General features: G+C 61.7%; 16 protein-coding genes. 3 read left to right on the forward strand and 13 right to left on the reverse strand.

The window, feature by feature from the left end; genetic code table 11:
* Positions 1–32 precede the first annotated feature (32 nt).
* Positions 33–908 (reverse strand): alpha/beta fold hydrolase, encoded by an 876-nt coding sequence (locus tag PVW27_RS12430; protein ID WP_274558162.1) that lies wholly within the window; start codon positions 906–908, stop codon positions 33–35.
* Between the two features lie 55 nt (positions 909–963).
* Entirely contained in the window at positions 964–2283 is a 1320-nt protein-coding gene (locus tag PVW27_RS12435; RefSeq protein ID WP_274558163.1) for an alpha/beta hydrolase family protein, read from the reverse strand.
* A 170-nt stretch (positions 2284–2453) separates the two neighbouring features.
* Here PVW27_RS12435 and ppk2 point away from each other — a divergent pair, with 170 nt between their 5' ends.
* From ppk2 to PVW27_RS12450, 3 genes are all read left to right on the forward strand, one after another.
* On the forward strand, positions 2454–3437 hold the full coding sequence (gene ppk2 / locus PVW27_RS12440; RefSeq protein ID WP_432762073.1) for a polyphosphate kinase 2: 984 nt from the start codon (positions 2454–2456) through the stop codon (positions 3435–3437).
* A gap of 82 nt (positions 3438–3519) precedes the next feature.
* The gene (locus PVW27_RS12445; RefSeq protein WP_274558164.1) at positions 3520–4152 is read left to right on the forward strand and encodes a DUF1007 family protein; all 633 of its coding nucleotides are present in this window, start codon (positions 3520–3522) and stop codon (positions 4150–4152) included.
* Positions 4140–5093 carry a nickel/cobalt transporter gene (locus tag PVW27_RS12450; protein ID WP_432762074.1) on the forward strand — a complete coding sequence of 318 codons (954 nt, stop codon included), beginning with the start codon at positions 4140–4142 and terminating at the stop codon, positions 5091–5093. Before PVW27_RS12445 ends, PVW27_RS12450 begins: the two co-directional genes overlap by 13 nt.
* 39 nt (positions 5094–5132) lie before the next feature.
* Here PVW27_RS12450 and PVW27_RS12455 read toward each other — a convergent pair whose 3' ends face one another.
* The 11 genes from PVW27_RS12455 to cpaB all read right to left on the reverse strand — a co-directional run bounded on the left by PVW27_RS12455 (position 5133) and on the right by cpaB (position 16924).
* Positions 5133–6452: an ATPase gene (locus PVW27_RS12455; RefSeq protein ID WP_274558165.1), complete on the reverse strand. Its 1320-nt coding sequence runs from the start codon at positions 6450–6452 to the stop codon at positions 5133–5135.
* 140 nt (positions 6453–6592) lie between these two features.
* Positions 6593–7132 carry a prepilin peptidase gene (locus tag PVW27_RS12460; RefSeq protein WP_274558166.1) on the reverse strand — a complete coding sequence of 180 codons (540 nt, stop codon included), beginning with the start codon at positions 7130–7132 and terminating at the stop codon, positions 6593–6595.
* Positions 7133–7146: 14 nt separating this feature from the next.
* Positions 7147–8004: a tetratricopeptide repeat protein gene (locus PVW27_RS12465; RefSeq protein WP_274558167.1), complete on the reverse strand. Its 858-nt coding sequence runs from the start codon at positions 8002–8004 to the stop codon at positions 7147–7149.
* Between the two features lie 30 nt (positions 8005–8034).
* Complete coding sequence (locus tag PVW27_RS12470; protein ID WP_274558169.1) at positions 8035–8607, reverse strand: tetratricopeptide repeat protein; 573 nt, start codon at positions 8605–8607, stop codon at positions 8035–8037.
* 7 nt (positions 8608–8614) lie between these two features.
* Positions 8615–9583, reverse strand: coding sequence for a type II secretion system F family protein (locus PVW27_RS12475; RefSeq protein ID WP_274558171.1), 969 nt, complete (start codon positions 9581–9583; stop codon positions 8615–8617).
* A 12-nt stretch (positions 9584–9595) separates the two neighbouring features.
* The gene (locus tag PVW27_RS12480) at positions 9596–10564 is read right to left on the reverse strand and encodes a type II secretion system F family protein (RefSeq protein ID WP_274558173.1); all 969 of its coding nucleotides are present in this window, start codon (positions 10562–10564) and stop codon (positions 9596–9598) included.
* A gap of 5 nt (positions 10565–10569) precedes the next feature.
* On the reverse strand, positions 10570–12021 hold the full coding sequence (locus PVW27_RS12485) for a CpaF family protein (RefSeq protein WP_274558175.1): 1452 nt from the start codon (positions 12019–12021) through the stop codon (positions 10570–10572).
* A gap of 22 nt (positions 12022–12043) precedes the next feature.
* On the reverse strand, positions 12044–13303 hold the full coding sequence (locus PVW27_RS12490) for an AAA family ATPase (protein ID WP_274558177.1): 1260 nt from the start codon (positions 13301–13303) through the stop codon (positions 12044–12046).
* Between the two features lie 382 nt (positions 13304–13685).
* The gene (locus PVW27_RS12495; RefSeq protein WP_274558179.1) at positions 13686–14351 is read right to left on the reverse strand and encodes an OmpA family protein; all 666 of its coding nucleotides are present in this window, start codon (positions 14349–14351) and stop codon (positions 13686–13688) included.
* Between the two features lie 4 nt (positions 14352–14355).
* Entirely contained in the window at positions 14356–15789 is a 1434-nt protein-coding gene (locus PVW27_RS12500; RefSeq protein WP_274558181.1) for a type II and III secretion system protein family protein, read from the reverse strand.
* A 265-nt stretch (positions 15790–16054) separates the two neighbouring features.
* Positions 16055–16924, reverse strand: a complete 870-nt coding sequence (gene cpaB, locus PVW27_RS12505) for a Flp pilus assembly protein CpaB (protein WP_274558183.1) — start codon at positions 16922–16924, stop codon at positions 16055–16057.
* Between the last annotated feature and the right edge of the window lie 383 nt (positions 16925–17307).

The following is a 17307-nucleotide window of genomic DNA, read 5'->3' on the forward strand; positions in this document are numbered from 1 at the left end:
TTGCCTCAAATATCCAAAAGCCAGCGGTTGCCTCACGCCATCCAGTCAAGGATGAGCGCCGCGACCGCGTCGGGTTCTTGATGGCATATCCAATGATCGGCCCCGTCGATCCGGTGAATCGTCAGGTCGGGGGCCAGTTCGTCAAGCCCGTCAAGGCAATCGGTCAACAATGCGGTATCATGCGTGCCCCAGATCAGAAGATGCGGCTGATGCACCGTCAGCGCCGCGCGCGGCAGGGCGGGCAGGTCGATGATGGGCTGGCCGGGCGCGGCGACTTGCAGGGGTGACGCGCGATACCAGTTCACCATCCCGCGCATCCGCCCTGGTCGCCCCCATTCAGTCTTGTAGGCCGCCAGTTTGTCAGGCGTCATCCATGACAGGTCCATCTTTGCGGAAAACAGATCCATCAGCTTGGCAAAGCCGTTTTCGGCCAGCTTTTCCTCGGAACCCGCGCGGCGCAGCCAGAGGATGTATTGCGAGGCCTCAGATTGCGCGCCGCCTTTTGCCATCTCGCGCTGGAAGGGGACGGGATGCACGCCATTCAGGATGATGAGGCGATCCACCCGTTCGGGCTGCCGCGCTGCCAGCACATAGGCGACGGACGCGCCCCAGTCATGGCCCAGAACGGTGACGGGCCCACCGCCCAGATGGTCGATCAGCGCGACCATGTCGCCCACCAGCTTTCCGGTGGCATATTGCGCCACATCAGCGGGGGCCCAGCTTTGGCCATAGCCGCGCTGATCCGGCGCGATGCAGCGATAACGGTCGCATAGCCGTTCGGCCAGTTCCGCCCATGCGCCGGAATATTCGGGAAAGCCGTGCAGCATCAACAGGATGGGGGCGCCCGCCGGCCCCCATTCCAGATAGTGGTAGGGCTGGCCGTGCAGGCTGAAATGGTGGCTTTGCATGGGGCATCCCCGGTTTGTGACGGGCCGCACCCCGAAAGCACGGCCCGTGGCGTGATCATTCAGGCTGCAAGGTCTCGAATCGCAGGCCCGCTGCCGTGCGCGGGGCAAAGCCGCGCCAATAGCTGTGCTCGGGCTTTTCCGTCCCATCCTCGTTCAACGCCACCACGCCATCGGCGGCATTGGGGACCAGATCAAGGTAGGCGGCCTTCTCGCTATCACCTTTCAGGTGCAGGTCCATGAAGGCCGTCGCGAAATGCTGGGCGATGTTGTTCATCCGCAGCGTATCCCAGACCGGATCTGCATAGTGATCGAAGGGGATGAAATCCAAGGTCTCGACCGCTTGCCAGCTTTCCACAGGCGCGGGCATCGGGGCCGCAGCGTTGTGATTTGCATTCTCGAACGTCAGCAGGTGCCGGGTGGTGCCGGTCGCCTGTTCAAAGATCTGGCGCATGGCCGGATAGATCGACACATCATCCACGGACCCTGCCATGATCATCGTGGGCTTGCGCAGATTGGCCAGCCCCGCCTCGTCCCAGAACCCGTGCTGGCGGCCCCATGGACCGATGGCGATCACGGCCTTGACGCGATCATCCACAATCGCCTCGTGGCTGTCCGACCCGGCCAGGTTCGCGGCCAGCAGGCCCTTGGGCGTGCCCCATGGCAACTCGACCGCCGCCTGCGTGACGCCTGCGCCGCCAAAGATCAGCGCGCCGTAGCCCCCCATGGAATAGCCGATGACCCCGGTGCTGGAGGCGTCGATGATCGCAGCCAGTTCCGGGGCGGTGGCGGACAGGTCCGCCATCTGGTCCAGCACGAAACGCTGGTCGCGCGGGCGGTGCAGCAGGGTCGATCCGAACGCCGCCTGATCGGAATATGTGCTGTCTGTATGGTCGATCGAGGCCACGACATAGCCCTTGGAGGCAAGGTTTTCCCCCAGATGGGACATCAGGAAACGGTTGCCGGGATATCCGTGGCTGATCAGGATCAGGGGATAGGTTGCACCGGTTGCCGGAGCGGCATCGCGCGCGGCGCGGCCTGACAGAGTTGCTGCGGTGCGCCCGTCGCGGATCACCGTGTCATAGGTCGTGCTGGGTGTCGTCGCGGCGGCGGCGGGATACCAGACCTCGACCGTCAGCGGGCGGTCATAGGTGGGGCTGGCGGCATCGGTCACGCCCAGAATGTCGATCTGATCGAGATGGGTGAAACTCAGCGTGCGCACGCCGATCACCTGATCGCCGAAAGGGGCGAGGGCGGGGGCGTCGGGGCGGGTCTGGTCGATGGGATTATGGGTTGTCATTTGCGCGGATACTGGACCTGAAACAAGAGGGCTGGCAAGCAGCCCTAGCGCGAGCGCTGCGGTTTTGAGCGGGGTCATGGGTCTCTCCTCCTTGGGTGAGGGTATTGGAGCCTGTGCAGGCACGTGGCGCAACAACAGCTTTCGTTTCGTTGCGTCAGGGCGCGCGGGCCGTCCGGGGTTGATGCGGATCAAGGCCCGCTGCCCCGTTCTGGGATAGAATTGTAACAGTCCAACAAAAGGAGCGTGTCATGCCGCCTGCTGCCAAACCTCTATCCGCGGCCCCCGTGTCGGCCGAGACCTTGCCTGCCGAAACTATGCCCATTGCCACGTCGCCCGCACCGCTGCCACGACCGCGGCGCAGAAAGCTGCCGATACCCGCCCCCTCGGCCGATCAGGTGCGTCATGCCTTTGAAAGCGGGGAATATCCCTATGCCACACAGATGTCGCGGCGCAGCTATGAGGCTCAGAAGGCGCGGTTGCAGGCCGAGCTTCTGAAGGTGCAACTCTGGACACAAGAGACAGGGCAGAAGTTCGTGCTGCTTTTCGAAGGGCGCGATGCAGCGGGAAAAGGTGGCACGATCAAGCGTTTCACCGAACATCTCAACCCGCGCGCGGCGCGTGTGGTGGCGCTGAACAAGCCCAGCGATGTCGAGCGCGGGCAATGGTATTTTCAGCGCTACATCCAGCATCTGCCGACAGCAGGCGAGATCGTCTTCTATGATCGCAGCTGGTATAACCGCGCCGGGGTCGAGCGGGTCATGGGTTTCTGCCAGCCCACCGAATACCTTGAGTTCATGCGTCAGACACCGGAACTGGAACGCATGCTGGTCCGGTCCGGCATCCGCCTTTTCAAATACTGGTTCTCGGTCACGCAGGACGAGCAGCGCGCCCGTTTCGCAAGCCGTGACACCGACCCGCTGAAACGCTGGAAGCTGTCCCCGATCGACAAGGCAAGCCTTGATAAATGGGACGACTATACCGAGGCGAAAGAGGCGATGTTCTTCTACACGGACACGGCCGATGCGCCCTGGACGGTGGTGAAGTCCAACGACAAGAAACGCGCGCGGCTGAACTGCATGCTGCATTTCCTGAATGCGCTGGACTATCCCGACAAGGACCAGTCCCTTGTCCATGCGCCCGATCCCCTGATCGTGGGCGGGGCAGGGCATGTGATCCACAAGGCCGATCACATTCTGGGAACGGCGCTGCATCCCGATCAGCGGATTGCGTGATGCCAAGCGGGTCACGCGGAATTCAGCCAAGGCCCACGGCGCGTGCGTTGCGTGGCCGCATGGGGTGGCGTAAGACGGTGACATGATCCGTTCCCGTCTGATCTCTGCCGCTGTTGCGATACTGCTGGGCGCGCCTGTGGCGTTTGCCCATCCGCATGTCTTTGTGGAAACCGGTCTCAAACTTGTAGCCGATGACACAGGGCGTCTTGTCGGCGTCGAGGTCAGCTGGAGCTATGATGATTTCTATTCGCTTCTGCTGCTGGAAGACATGGGTCTGGACCCTGATGGCGATGGGGTATTGAGCGCGGACGAACTGGCCAAACTGGATGGCTTCGACCTGCAATGGATCGAAGGGTATCTGGGGGATCTTTATCTGACCGCCAATGACGCGCCGATCGCCTTGGGCCGGCCCGAAGGGCGCGGCACGGATGTCGTTGCGGGGCGCATCGTGACGCGCCATTTCCGCGCCTTCGCCCCGCAGGAGGGCGAGGTGATCGTCAAGGCCTATGATCCGACCTTCTATACCGCCTATGATCTGAACGGCGGGGTGACGGTGCCCGAAGGATGCACCCTGTCGATCCAGCCAGCCGATCTGGACCGCGCCTATACGATGGTCGAGGAGGCGCTTTACAAGAACCCCGCCATGCCGGACGACGAATATCCCGAGGTGGGCGAGGCCTTTGCCGACACGGTCGAGGTGGCATGCAACGGCTGATGCGCGCGCCGGTGGCGCTGATGGCGCTGGCTCTGCTCGCGCTGATCGCGGTCTGGCTTTGGGGCTTTGGCGGCATGACACTACTGGAGCGCTGGGCGGCCAGTGGCCAACAGGACGCGCAGAACGCCATGGCGGGTCTGTTGCGCCGCCTGAAAGCCGGGGATGCGGCGGCCTTGGCCGGGCTTCTGGGCTTTTGCTTCGCATACGGGTTTTTCCATGCGGCAGGGCCGGGGCATGGCAAGGTTCTTATTGGTGGTTACGGGCTGGGCCGCCGTGTGCCGATGGTACGATTGGCGGGCCTGGCGGTGGTCTCAAGTCTTGCACAGGCGGCCACGGCCGTGGCTCTGGTCTATGGTGGCGTGTTTCTGCTGGACTGGTCGCGCGAACGGATGGTGGATGCGACCGAACTCTGGTTGGCACCGCTCAGCTATGTGCTGATCGGGTTGGTTGGCCTCTGGCTGCTGCTGCGCGGGGCCCGGAAACTCTGGCGACAGCGTGACAAGGCCGCAGGGCATGGGCACGCGCATCACCATGATCACGCCCATGACCACGACCACACCCATGATACGGACACCTGCGCCAGTTGTGGCCACAAGCATGGCCCCAGCCTCGAAGAGGCGGCTGAAGTCCGTTCGTTGCGCGATGCGCTGGTGTTGATCGGGGCGGTCGCGGTCCGGCCCTGCACGGGGGCACTGTTCCTGTTGATCCTGACATGGCGCATGGGGATCGACGCGGCCGGGATCGCGGGGGCCTTCGTCATGGGGCTGGGAACGGCCAGCGTCACCGTGCTTGTCGCGGTGCTGTCGGTGACCGCACGTGAAAGCGCGCTGGCGCAGATCGCAGCAGGCCCGGCCACCGCGCGCGCCTTGTCTCTGATCGAGATCACGGCCGGCGCGCTGGTGGTTCTGGTTGCCGCGCAGCTTTTCTCCAGCGCCATCTGAGGCGCGCCGCATTCACCTATGCGGGCGCGTGCTGACCGATTACTTGACGATCTTCTCGTCCCTGACGAACATGTTGGCCCAGGCCCGGTCGATCAGTTCCGGGCTCATCTGGTTCGGAATCCCTTCGAACCGGCAGATCGATATCATCTGGTCGATCAGGAACACCGGCTGATAGTTGGCATAGACATTGTTGATGGTCGGATATTTCACCTTCAGCAGGTGGACCAAAGTCGCCTCGTCCAGTGGCATCCCCTTCTTGCGCGCAACCAGAGCGAAGATCTTCAGGAAATTCTCCTGATTGGGGCCGTCGATCTTGATCTTGTAGAAGATGCGCCGCAGCGCCGCCTGGTCGAAAATCTCGTTCGGGTGGAAGTTGGTCGAGAACACGACCAGCGTGTCGAAGGGCACTTCGAATTTCTCGCCCGATTGAAGGGCAAGGATGTCCTTGCTTTCCTCCAGCGGCACGATCCAGCGGTTGACCAGCGCCTGCGGCGGTTCGGCCTGACGGCCAAGGTCGTCGACGATGAAGATCCCGCCGGTCGCCTTGAGCTGGAGCGGTGCCTGATAGGTGCGCGCGGTCGGGTTATAGACAAGATCCAGCATGGACAGGCTGAGTTCGCCCCCGGTGATCACGCTCGGGCGTTCGCAGCGCACGTATCGGGTGTCAAAGGTCCGCCGACGGCGCAGGGAGTTGGGGTCGTCCACCTCGACCTCGGCCGAAGAATGGACGATCGGGTCATAGACGGTGATGACCTGACCGGCATATTCGATGGCGCGGGGCACATAGATCTTGTCCCCCATCGCATCGCGGATTCCGTTCGAGATCGAGGATTTGCCGTTGCCCGGCGGGCCATACATCAGGATCGAACGTCCCGAACTGACCGCAGGGCCAAGGTTGGACAAAAGGTCCTCGGGCAGGATCAGATGACCCATCGCCGTGGTCAGTTGCGCGCGGGTGATCTGGATGTCGCGGATGGATTGACGCTTGACCTGTTCACGATAGACCGACAGCGGCACCGGCATCGCGCCGAAATACTCGGACTGCGACAGCGCGTCCAGCGCGCGGGCCTTGCCCGCGTCGGTCAGTTGATAGCCCATCTCATTGCCGGCATTGGCGTTCAGCGTGCCTGTCGCCTCCAGCAGGCGCTGTTCGCGGGACATGTCGATCAGTTCCTGTGTCACCTGACGCGGCAGGCAGATCGCCTCGGCCACATCGGTGACATTGGTCACGTTCTTGCGAAACATCGTCTTGAGAAGGATGTCGCGCATCATCACCACCGGAAGGCGCATATCCGAGATGCTCGACGGAGGGGGAGGGGCGACAACGCGGGTCTGTGCAGAAGAGGTGATCATGTTCATGGGCGTGCCTGTCCGTTATACCTGTCCGGTGCCGATCTGCTTGGCCCAGACCTGCCGCTATAAAATGGCAAAATGATGGAATTGCAGGGGAATCGTCATCAATTGCGCCGGACGGACCAGATGTCCTGCACCTGCGATGCTCAGCTGCCGTAAACTGCTGCAAGCCCCAGATAGATCGACAGGGCGCTGCCCAGCGACAGACCCATCGGGAAATCCTTCTTGCGCTGCCAGCTTTCCCAGCCGGGGGCAAGATCCCTCAGCCTTGTGCGCGCGACGAGACGATGAGTCAGGAAACCTGCCAGCAGCGTCAATGCCAGCAGCATCAGAACGAAACCAACATCGGCCAGCATCACGAAAGGGGCGGCAGCGGCAGCGAATTTGGCATCCCCGGCGCCAAAGGCTCCCGCCGCATTCAGAACGATCCCCAAAAGCAGAACCACGATCAGGTTGAGCAGTTGTCCCAGCAGCACCGACACGGGCAGGACAAGGATACCCACCAGCAGAAAGACCGCGACAAGCGCCAGAACCGACAGGTTGGGAATACGCATTGCGCGAAGGTCGCTCAGCACCACCCAGAAGCAGACGGGCAGGCTTGCCAGAAAGAACCAGAAAGCCGCCGTCGCCGGCAGCGCGAAAAGCGGGGTCATCTGGGACAGGTCACCGGCGGTGGATTGCAGCATCGTGCGCGACCGGATCAGCCACGCACGTTGTTTTCAAGCGCCGCAAGACTGCGCACCGCTTCGTCGAAATGCTGCGGATGCGTCTCGACCGCGTCGCGCAGCAATCCCTTGGCGGTTTCAATGTCGCCCTGCTTGACAGCGCTCAGACCGGCGGTGTGCAGCAGTTGCGCCCGTTCAAGCTGGGTCATCGGCACCACGGGCAGGCTGTAATTGCGTTGCGCGGCGCGTGCCAGAACAAGGTTGTTCTTGGCGGTGAACAGCTTGTTGTCCTGACGGATCGCATCGGCAAACAAACGCTCTGCATCGGCATAGGCGCCGCGAGTCAGCTTGGAATATCCCCAGTTGTTCATCACGCCGGCAGGCCGTGTGGTCAGACCCATCGCGATTTCGTAAAAGCTGTCTGCACGCTTCCAGTCCTTGTTGGCGTCAGCCACCATCGCCTCAAGCCGGTAGCGTTTGAATGTCTCATAGGTGGGCGGCACCGTGTTCAGCGCCTCGCGCGCGCCCTCCCAGTCCCCGGCACGGATCAACGCATCGGCCAGTTCCACCTTGTCCTCATGCGTGGCCTCGGGGTGCTTGACGACCGTGCGCCAAGCCGACGCCGCCTCGACCGGGCGCTGGGCACGCACCAAAGACACGGCCAGACCGCGCTGAACGTCGATCCGGTCCGGTTGTTCAGCGGCTGTGCGTGTGAAATAGACCACCGCCTCGTTAGGGTCGGCCACGGTCAACATGATGTCGCCAAGATTGCTCTCATCCACGACATTGACGGCCTGCATGGCCCGATCGACTTCGTTTCCGCCTGCATTCTGGCACCCGGCCAGTCCAAAAGCCCCTGTCAGACACAGGGTCACGATAATGGGGTGGCGCATGTTTTGCGTCCTTTTTGCTGCTCTGCCGTCTTATGGTATGCGCCGCAGAAGATAATCGCTACTTCCACGTCGCATCATTTTGAAGTCTTGCTCAACGATATCATAGTCGGGATTTTCGATTTTTGCGAGGGCCAAGCGCAGATTGTCGCGGATTGAGTCACTTTCGCCATTGTCCAGCGCGTAGGCCCGTCGAAAGATCTGCTCGGCCTCGGCCGTCTCGCCGCGTTCCATCAGCACAACGCCCAGATTGTTCCATGTCTCGGGGATCGCCTCATCCGTGGCGATGGCGCGTCGCAGCAGTGTTTCGGCCTGCCCCAGACGGCCCAGTCCCAGATTGGCGCTGCCAAGGGCGGACAGGACATCGACTGTCAGGCCGTCCTCATAGGCGGCGCGCGTATAGGCCTTCAGCGCCAGTTCGAATTCGCCTGCTTCCATCAGGCGATGGCCGACCAGCAGACCGTCCACGGCATCGCCGCCGGGTTGGATGCCGGGGGCATAGGGACCGTCACGAGATGCGCCAAGGCCGCCTGCGGAACAGGCGGCCAGGGTCAGGATGATCCCCAGAGCAAAAGCGGGTTGGAGCCCGCGACGGCGTCGTCCCATGATGTGCTTACATGTTCCCCAGATTCTGGATCCCCACCACCGAAGGTCCGACCAGAATGATCAGCAGCGGCGGCACGGTCAGCATCATAGTGACAAGTGTCATCTTGGTAGGCAACTTGTTTGCCTTTTCTTCGGCACGCATCACGCGTTTGTCACGCATCTCCTCGGCATAGACCCGCAACGCATCCGCGATCGAGGTGCCGAATGTCGCGGATTGCACCAGCACCGTCACGAAACTGGAAATATCGGCCACTCCGCAGCGTTCGCCCATGTCGGCCAGAACCGTGGGCTTGTCCTTGCCGGCCTTGATCTCATAGCTGACGATCTCGAACTCGTCCGACAGTGAAGGATAGGAGGCGCGCAGCTCGCGGGCGACGCGGATGATCGACTGGTCCAGTGACTGTCCCGCCTCGACGCAGACCAGCATCATATCAAGAGCGTCCGGAAAGCCCGAGGTGATCTCTTCCTGACGCTGTTGCTGGCGTTTGGTGACCCAGTATTTCGGCAGCATATAGCCCACGACGCCCGGCCCGAGGATATACAGCATCGTGTCCTGCGTGGTGGTGTCTGGCAGGCCCGCCATCTTGAGAAGATAGTAGATCACACCGCCGATCAGGAACAGGATTCCGAGAGCAAATTGCGCAAAATGGAACGCACGCACAGCTTCCTTGCTTCGATAGCCTGCTTGCATCAATTTTTTGCGAACGGCAGAGTATTCTTCCTCGTTCTGTGGCTCCAGGAAGGTCGAATATTTTTGCAGCTTGTCATTGCCTTTGGCGGTACGCAGCGTCTTGCCGGGGGTGCCGGCATTGCGGCCCGAGGCGGCGGTCTCGCGCAGCTTTTCCAGCGGGTCCTTGCGCTGGTTCAGCATCATCGGGATCGTGGCCAGGATCAGCAGAAGGCCAAGCCCGCCCAGCAGGATGAACGGCCCCATCGGGCCGAAATGCTGTTCCATCAGGTCGTTGATGAACTCCATCGTGGTGTCTCCTCAGACCTTGATGTTGACCAGCATGCGCATGACGATCAGGTTCGCTGCCAGAAACAGACCCACGGCAATACAGGCGGGGATGAACCACGGATGGTCCAGCACGTCGTCGTAATAGTTCGGGTCCATCACATTGATCGCGATCAGCGCGAATACCGGAAACCCCGACAGGAACTTGCCTGACCATTGCGCTTCGGCCGTGATGGCCTTGACGCGGCGGAACAGGCGGAAACGGGCGCGGATCACGCGGGACAGGCCCGCCAGGATCTCGGCAAGGTTGCCGCCAGACTGCTGCTGGATGGTCACGGCAACGGCCAGAAAGCGCAAATCCTGCATGTCCAGACGTTCGGCCATGTCCTTGAGCGCCTCGCCGATATCGCGCCCATAGGCGGATTCATCCGCAATGATGCCGAACTCGGTCGCCAACGGGTCGGCGACTTCCTTGGCGACGATCTGGATCGCCGATGAGAAGGGATGACCCACGCGCAGCGACCGCACCATGAGTTCGACCGCGTCGGGCAATTGTTCCTCGATCATCGCGATCCGCTTGTTGGCCTTGGAGTTGACCCAGAAATAGACCCCGCCCACGCCCATGCCGACAGACAGAACCGCGCGGATCGGTGGTTCAGCCTCGGTGCCGATTGTCAGGCCGAGAAAGGCCATGACGCTGACGCCGACCATGATCATGATCAACTGTGCGGGGGTAAAGGCGATGGCCGCTTTCTGCGCCCGGTCAGCCAGCATCGAATAGAGCGGGATCGAGCGAGAGTTCATGTGCTGGCGCATTTCCTTGCGCAGCGTTTCCATCACCTCTTCCCGGCGCGTCCCTTTTTCCAGCATCTCCAGACGCCGGTTCACGCGGTTGTTGAGGCTGATCGACTTGCCGAAAACGGTCAGATACAGCCCTTCGACCAGCACGAGAACGCCGAAGAAGATCAGCCCGTAGATAAGTGGTTCGATGCTGATGGCCATGGGCTTTACTCCGCTGCGATGGGTTCGAAGATTGACGCTGGCAGGTCATAGCCCCACAGGCGGAAGCGTTCCGAGAAGTGGCTGCGCACGCCGGTCGCGGTGAAATGGCCGATGATCTTGTTGTCGGGGGTCAGGCCGACGCGCTGGAACTTGAAGACCTCCTGCATCGAGATCACCTCGCCCTCCATCCCCGTGATTTCGGTGATCGACGTCATGCGGCGGCTGCCATCCTGCAAACGGTTGGCCTGCACGATCAGGTTGACGGCGCTTGCGATCTGGCTGCGCACGGCCTTGATGGGCATTTCGATGCCCGCCATGGCGATCATGTTCTCAAGACGGCTGACCCCGTCGCGGGCCGAGTTGGCGTGGATCGTGGTCATCGACCCGTCATGGCCGGTGTTCATGGCCTGCAACATGTCGATCACTTCTTCGCCGCGTGTTTCGCCGACGATGATCCGGTCAGGCCGCATCCGCAGGGCGTTGCGCAAGCAATCGCGCTGGGTCACGGCGCCCTTGCCCTCGACGTTGGGGGGGCGGCTTTCCATCCGGCCGACATGGATCTGCTGAAGCTGAAGTTCCGCCGTGTCCTCGATGGTCAGGATGCGTTCCGAGTTGTCGATGAAGGACGACAGTGCGTTCAATGTGGTGGTCTTACCCGAACCCGTTCCTCCCGAGACGATGATGTTCAGGCGCGTGGCCACGGCCGCCTGAAGATAGGCGGCCATCTCTTCGGAAAAGGCACCGAAACGCACCAGATCGTCGATCCCCAGCTTTTCCTTCTTGAACTTACGGATCGAGACAAGGCTTCCGTCAACCGCGACGGGTGGCACCATCGCGTTGAAACGCGAACCATCCGCGAGGCGGGCGTCGACATAGGGGTTGGATTCGTCCACGCGCCGGCCCACGGCCGACACGATCTTGTCGATGATCCGCAACAGGTGCTTCTCATCCTTGAAAGTGATGTCGGTCAGTTCCAGTTTGCCGCCGCGTTCCACAAAGATCCGCTGCGGGCCGTTCACCAGAATATCGTTGACGCTGTCATCCTTGAGCAATGTCTCAAGCGGGCCAAGACCCTTGACCTCGTCATACAGTTCCTGCGTCAGTTGCGTGCGATCCTCGCGGTTCAGCACGATACCCTTTTCCTCAAGCACTTCTGAAGCGATCGAGGTGATCTCGGCGCGCAGGTCACTTTCAGTGGCGGTGTCCAGCGCGCTGAGGTTCAGGTTGTCCAGCAACGACCGGTGCAGCTCCAGCTTGATCTCGCCCAGACGCTCGCGGCGTTTGCGGTCCCGGTCCATCGCGACGGTCTGCGCCGGAGCAATGGCCTGGGCCCGGCGCATCGATGGGTTGACGGCCTCGACCGGACGCGTGGCGGGTTGCACCAACGGTTTGACCGCCGGATTTGCTGTCTTGGACGGTTGTTCCGTGCCGCCGGGCTTCTTGTAACGCGAAAACATTCAGGGTCCCCCAATATGCGGTTCAGGCCGCTTCCACGTCGCTCTGACCAAGCTGATGCAGCGAAAGCGCCAGTTTCGCGATTTCCTTGCGCAACGGGTTCTTGGCCGCGCTCAGCGCCAGCGGCAGCCCGTGATCGGCCCCCTGCGTGACGGCCTTGCCACCATCGGGCAGCAGCAGGTCGATCGAGATTCCAAGGCTTTCCGCCATCCGCTTGACCCGACTCTTGCCGCTCAGATCCGTGAAGCCGGGCGAGCGATTCAGCGCGAAACGCAGTTTCTGGAATGGCAGATCCTCGGCCTGCAAGGCCCGTTTCAGGCGCAGCGCGTTCTGGGCAGACCGCATGTCCAGTTCCAGCAGCGCGAAATAGATATGTGCGCCGTTCAGAACCGCTTCGGTCCATTGCACCAGCGTGCGCGGCATGTCGATCACCACGTAATCGAAATGCTGGCGTGCCATGGCGATGATCCGGTTGATGTCCTCGGACGTCACAAGATCCAGCGGCAACATGTCCGCAGGTGATGTGAGGACATTCAGCTTCTCCTCGAACGGGATCAGCGCCGCGGTAAAGCTGTCGCCATCCATGGATTCGGTATCCGACAGAAGTTCGAACACGGCTTCGCGGCGGGGCAGGTCCAGAAAGGTCGAGATGGAACCGTATTGCAGGTCCAGATCAAGGATGCAGACGCGCGGGTCGGGCTTGCCCTTCTTGGCGACGTTGCACAGTTCCCAAGCCAGATTCACGGCGAATGTCGTGGCACCCACGCCGCCGGCCAGACCTTGCACAGCCATGACCACACCTTCGCGATCATGCGCCGATTTGCGCGTTGTCGGCCCCGCCTCCGTCGCCGGGGCGGACATGACGGGTGCGGGTTCGGGCTGCCTGATGCGCTGGATCGCGGCCTCAAGCTCGTTTTCCGGCAAGGGGTAGGGGACAAATTCATCGGCACCCTGCCGCAGCAACTGGTGCAGGGACGCAGGGCTGACATCCTCGGCGATCAGGATGACGCGAATGTTGCGGCTGCGGGCCTGATGAATGATTTCGCCCAGAAGGACAAGGTTGTCCTCATCCTCCTGATCCATTGCGATGGCCACGAATTCTAGCGCGTCGGCGTCCGGTTGCGCAAAGAAGGCCAGCGCCTCGCCAAAGCCCAGATCACCCCAGGTCTCACCCAGAACCGCTTCCATGTCCTCGATCAGCAGATCGAAATTCTGAACGTCGCGACTGATCGTGCAAGCCACGATCGGCGCAGGTTCCGGAGAGTGATGCACACTGCTACTCATCTTGCCTCATGTCCTTTGACCTCGGGGGCCGTCGTCTGGCAAGGCAGGCACACTCTGAACCTCTGATGGGTCCATTCCTGTTCCGGCGTCCGACCACCCGTGCCCGGCATGTGCCGGACAAAGCTATCCCATTGAGGTGAAGGTCGCGGAAAATATGGGCAACATTAGGGCCAAAAGATCGTAATTGTACGGTTTCATCGGACGATCAAAGCGGCCTGAAAGGCGGCGGGGCAGGGGCGTCCAACACCTGCCTATGGCCCGAAAGGGCCATGCCGCTGACGCAAGGGCGCAGCCCTGAATGGTGCAGAAAACCGCTGTAAAGCAGGCCCTTCGCCCGACGCCATCCCTGACAGACCGGCGATCGGGCCCGAAACTCTGCGCTTTACTCTGCGGCAGACGGCCCTGTCGAGAAGCCGGTCAACGTGCTGGCCGGCATCGCGCTGTTGACATATTCGCGATAAATGATCTGGGCGTATTTTCCGTCCAGTTCGCCCGCGCGCTTCTCCACCACTCCGGAAACTTCGGTCACCGTCCGGCGGTTGCGGCGCTCGCGGCCCTCGGTCACGATCAACGGCTGACGTTCGCCAAAGGACACAAGTGCCTCCAACCGGGATCGGCTGATGCCCTGCGCCGCCAGGAACGCGACCACCGCCTGCGCGCGGCGCAGCCCAAGGTTCTTGTTATAGGCATCCGAGCCCACCAGATCGGTATGCCCATAGACGCGGAAGCGCACTTCCGGGAACTGGCGGATCCAGTTGGCCTGCTCGCGCAGCGTATCTTGCGCCCCGGCGTCCAGAACGGCCGAGTTGAACGCAAAGTTCACGACTGGAGAGACTTCCTGCGAGAAGCGGCGCGACATGTCGATCAGGAAGCCCTGACGGTTCGTCATCGCCATCGTGTTGTTCATCGTCGCGTTGCCGAACGAGCCGCTGTCTATGGTGCCGCCTGCTTCGCTGTTGAAGTTGCGGTAGATCGGATCAACGCTGGAACAGGCACTTGCTGCCAACACGCTGATGAGTGCGAGGGTCTTGTACATGTTCCGTTGCATCCGATCAGTCCATCACATAGCCATAAGAGCCGTTGAAATCCTGTTTGGCAACCTCTCCTGCAGCACCACGCAGGGCGGGCTGCCCCTCGCGCGCCACACGGCCGAACAGGAACAGGTCACGCTCGGTCGGAGGGCGGATCCGGTCGGTCGGCAGGGCTAGGGCCTCGCCGCGCGTGGGGGTGACCAGATGGGCCGTCACAATGATGACCAGTTCGGACTGCGCACGGCGGAAATCGGCGCTGCGGAACAGGGCCCCCAGAACCGGGATGTCACCCAGCCATGGCACCTGTCCGGCGGTGTCGCGGAAGTCGTCCTGCAACAAACCGGCGACGGCAAAACTTTCGCCATCGCGCAGTTCGACCGTGGTCGATGTTTCGCGGCGCTGGAATGCGTCGATGCGGAAGGCGTTCAGCTCGATACCGTTTGACGGGTCAAGCGACGAGACAGCGGCCATCATCTCGAGGTTGATCAGGTCGCCGTCGACCACGCGCGGCACGAAGTTCAACTCGATCCCGAAGGGTTTGAACTCGACGGTGATGGTGCCACCCTCTTGCGAGATCGGCACAGGATATTCGCCGCCCGCCAGGAACTTCGCTTCCTGACCGGACAAGGCGACCAGGTTGGGTTCCGCCAGCGTCCTCACGACGCCCTTGGTTTCCAGGGCTTCCAGAAGAATTCCCACCTCGACCGCACCGGCGCCAAAGCCCAGCAGCATCGCGCCGTTGTTGGTGTTGACCGGAGGAATGCCGCCACCCAATGCGTTCGTTTGAGCACCCAGGTTGTTGAGCGTGTTGCTGCCGCCCGACAGGCCCAGATCGTTGCTGAAGGCGCTCCCGTTCAGCGCCAGCGATGCGCTCAGCGATTTCGAGACGCTGCGCTGCATTTCCGCGAAACGGACCTTGAGCATCACCTGCTGCACGCCGCCCACCGTCATCAGGTTCGAGACGCGCTCGGGCGCATAGCGTTCAGCAAGATCCAGCGCCCGCTGCAGTTTTTGCGCGCTGGACACCGTGCCTGACAGGACGATGCCGTCATTGGCCGTGCGCACTTCGATCTTTTCGCCAGGCAGGATCTGTCCCAGACGTTCCTTGAATTCACTTACATCCGCGGCCACACGCACGTCGATATTGGTGATCAACTGTCCGCTGGCATCCAGAAGCGTCAGGGTCGTGGTGCCGGGCGATTTGCCCAGCACATAGATGGTGCGCTCTGAAAGCGAGGAAATATCCGCAATTGCAGGGTTTGCGATCGAGAGTTCGGCGAAGGGAACCTCGCTTTCCACCACGACGGCGCGGTTCATGGGCACGGCAAGACTGGCCGAGCGGCCTTCCTGAAGGACGCGCACTGTTTCCGCCTGCACCTTGGGCGCGACCGCAATCTGGCCGAACCCCAGGACCAACCCCACCAGGGCGGCCCCGATAAATCTGTCCGTTTTCATGTGACCTGCCTTTCCGATCACGCCTCAAATCGCGGGTCTTTGGTGCCCACCTTTCGCAGCAGAATGGTTGATTTCCATATTTATTGCAAGAATCAATAGGTTCAGCCGTCTGGCTTATGTGGATAAACAGCAACAGACGCGAAAAAACATGGTCTAGAGCGGGGCAGGCCCATGCGAAAGGGGCGGGCCCTGTCCGGAACCCGCCCCCTTTAGCTGTGTTGCCTTATATAAGAGCCGCATGTGCGGTGGATCGGCCCGGCCTTTGTCAGTTCGTGCAGGGGATCTGCAGTTCGACCACTTCCGCGCCGCGACGGACCCGTGTGGTGCAAACCTGCTCCTGCTCGACTACGACGGCCTCTGCGATCGGTGCGCTCACAAGTCCAAGCAGGCGGCGCTGATCCACCTCGATGGCCTCGGCGATGGTGTCGTCGTTTGCGCCCACAAGCGACAGCGACAGACGGCCCGTGGACTGTGCCTGCGCCAGACCGGCCACCTGATCGGGACGGGCGGCGACAGTCACCGTGCGGGCGATCGCGGCTTCCGCGCTTTCGCCATTGGCGCTCTGGTCCACGGCGATCAGGCGGACATTCGCCTCGATCAGCTTTGTGATCTCGCCACGGCTGCCGCCGCCGATGTCCTGATCCACCGAGCCTGTCCAGTAGATGTCGACCCGGTCACCCGGACGCAGAAAGCCGGACACACCCGAGGCCACGTCGACCTTGATCGCAAAGGCACGCATGCCGCGCTCGATCCGCGAATTCAGCCCCGCATCCTCGCCGGGCAGGCTGATCTTGCTGGCCATGATTGCCTCGTCCTTTTCGATGGTGCGCAGGACATAGCGGGTCGGGTTGCTGGCATTCTCGGGGAAGATTTCGGACAGCGCCAGGAAGCTGCCTTCAGGGATCGCGTCCGACGGCCACTTGACCGCACGCAGATCCTCGGGCGCCAGCGGATCGCCATAGTTCAGGGTCTTTTGCGCGACAAGAACCTCGACCGTGGGAATGATCTGGCTCTGCATGCTCTGGGCCTGGGCCAGCTGCATCTGGTAGGCGTCAAACTGTTTTTTTGCCATCATCACGGCAAAACCAGCCAGTCCGAGACCGGCGATCAGCACAAGGCCAAAAACTGCACGCATCGTGTAACCTTTCCTGTATCCTGTTCACGGGCATCCTGGATGCCGGAAAATGATCTGCGTCTGCCCGTCAGAGTAGTTCTGGAATATGGCCAAATGAGGGAAGCCCTTGGGATTTGGCGTGTCGCGCAGGTTGGCTGCGTCACGTCTTTTAGGGGCGGAGCGACGTCTCGTGCGCCCGTCCATTGGCCTGATGTCAGGCCAACAATGCAGCAACCACCTCAGTCAAGGAATGTGGTCATAAAGCTGCTTGTATTGTCCGCAAGTCCCGTCGCCCCGTCTCGCATCGCGGTGTAGCCTGCTCCACACAAGCCTACGACCAGTGCAGTCAATACTACCCAGTCAACTGTAACTGCGCCTTCGTTTGCGTGGCCAAATCGCGAGAA

The sequence above is a fragment of the Seohaeicola sp. 4SK31 genome (assembly GCF_028802875.1).
In the GTDB taxonomy this organism is placed as follows: Bacteria; Pseudomonadota; Alphaproteobacteria; order Rhodobacterales; family Rhodobacteraceae; genus Seohaeicola.

Coding starts and splice junctions, on each gene's coding strand:
- PVW27_RS12430 (WP_274558162.1), bottom strand. CDS start 908: ATGCAAAGCCACCATTTCAGCCTGCACGGCCAGCCCTACCACTATCTG.
- PVW27_RS12435 (WP_274558163.1), bottom strand. CDS start 2,283: ATGACCCCGCTCAAAACCGCAGCGCTCGCGCTAGGGCTGCTTGCCAGC.
- ppk2 (WP_432762073.1), top strand. CDS start 2,454: ATGCCGCCTGCTGCCAAACCTCTATCCGCGGCCCCCGTGTCGGCCGAG.
- PVW27_RS12445 (WP_274558164.1), top strand. CDS start 3,520: ATGATCCGTTCCCGTCTGATCTCTGCCGCTGTTGCGATACTGCTGGGC.
- PVW27_RS12450 (WP_432762074.1), top strand. CDS start 4,140: ATGCAACGGCTGATGCGCGCGCCGGTGGCGCTGATGGCGCTGGCTCTG.
- PVW27_RS12455 (WP_274558165.1), bottom strand. CDS start 6,452: ATGAACATGATCACCTCTTCTGCACAGACCCGCGTTGTCGCCCCTCCC.
- PVW27_RS12460 (WP_274558166.1), bottom strand. CDS start 7,132: ATGCTGCAATCCACCGCCGGTGACCTGTCCCAGATGACCCCGCTTTTC.
- PVW27_RS12465 (WP_274558167.1), bottom strand. CDS start 8,004: ATGCGCCACCCCATTATCGTGACCCTGTGTCTGACAGGGGCTTTTGGA.
- PVW27_RS12470 (WP_274558169.1), bottom strand. CDS start 8,607: ATGGGACGACGCCGTCGCGGGCTCCAACCCGCTTTTGCTCTGGGGATC.
- PVW27_RS12475 (WP_274558171.1), bottom strand. CDS start 9,583: ATGGAGTTCATCAACGACCTGATGGAACAGCATTTCGGCCCGATGGGG.
- PVW27_RS12480 (WP_274558173.1), bottom strand. CDS start 10,564: ATGGCCATCAGCATCGAACCACTTATCTACGGGCTGATCTTCTTCGGC.
- PVW27_RS12485 (WP_274558175.1), bottom strand. CDS start 12,021: ATGTTTTCGCGTTACAAGAAGCCCGGCGGCACGGAACAACCGTCCAAG.
- PVW27_RS12490 (WP_274558177.1), bottom strand. CDS start 13,303: ATGAGTAGCAGTGTGCATCACTCTCCGGAACCTGCGCCGATCGTGGCT.
- PVW27_RS12495 (WP_274558179.1), bottom strand. CDS start 14,351: ATGCAACGGAACATGTACAAGACCCTCGCACTCATCAGCGTGTTGGCA.
- PVW27_RS12500 (WP_274558181.1), bottom strand. CDS start 15,789: ATGAAAACGGACAGATTTATCGGGGCCGCCCTGGTGGGGTTGGTCCTG.
- cpaB (WP_274558183.1), bottom strand. CDS start 16,924: ATGCGTGCAGTTTTTGGCCTTGTGCTGATCGCCGGTCTCGGACTGGCT.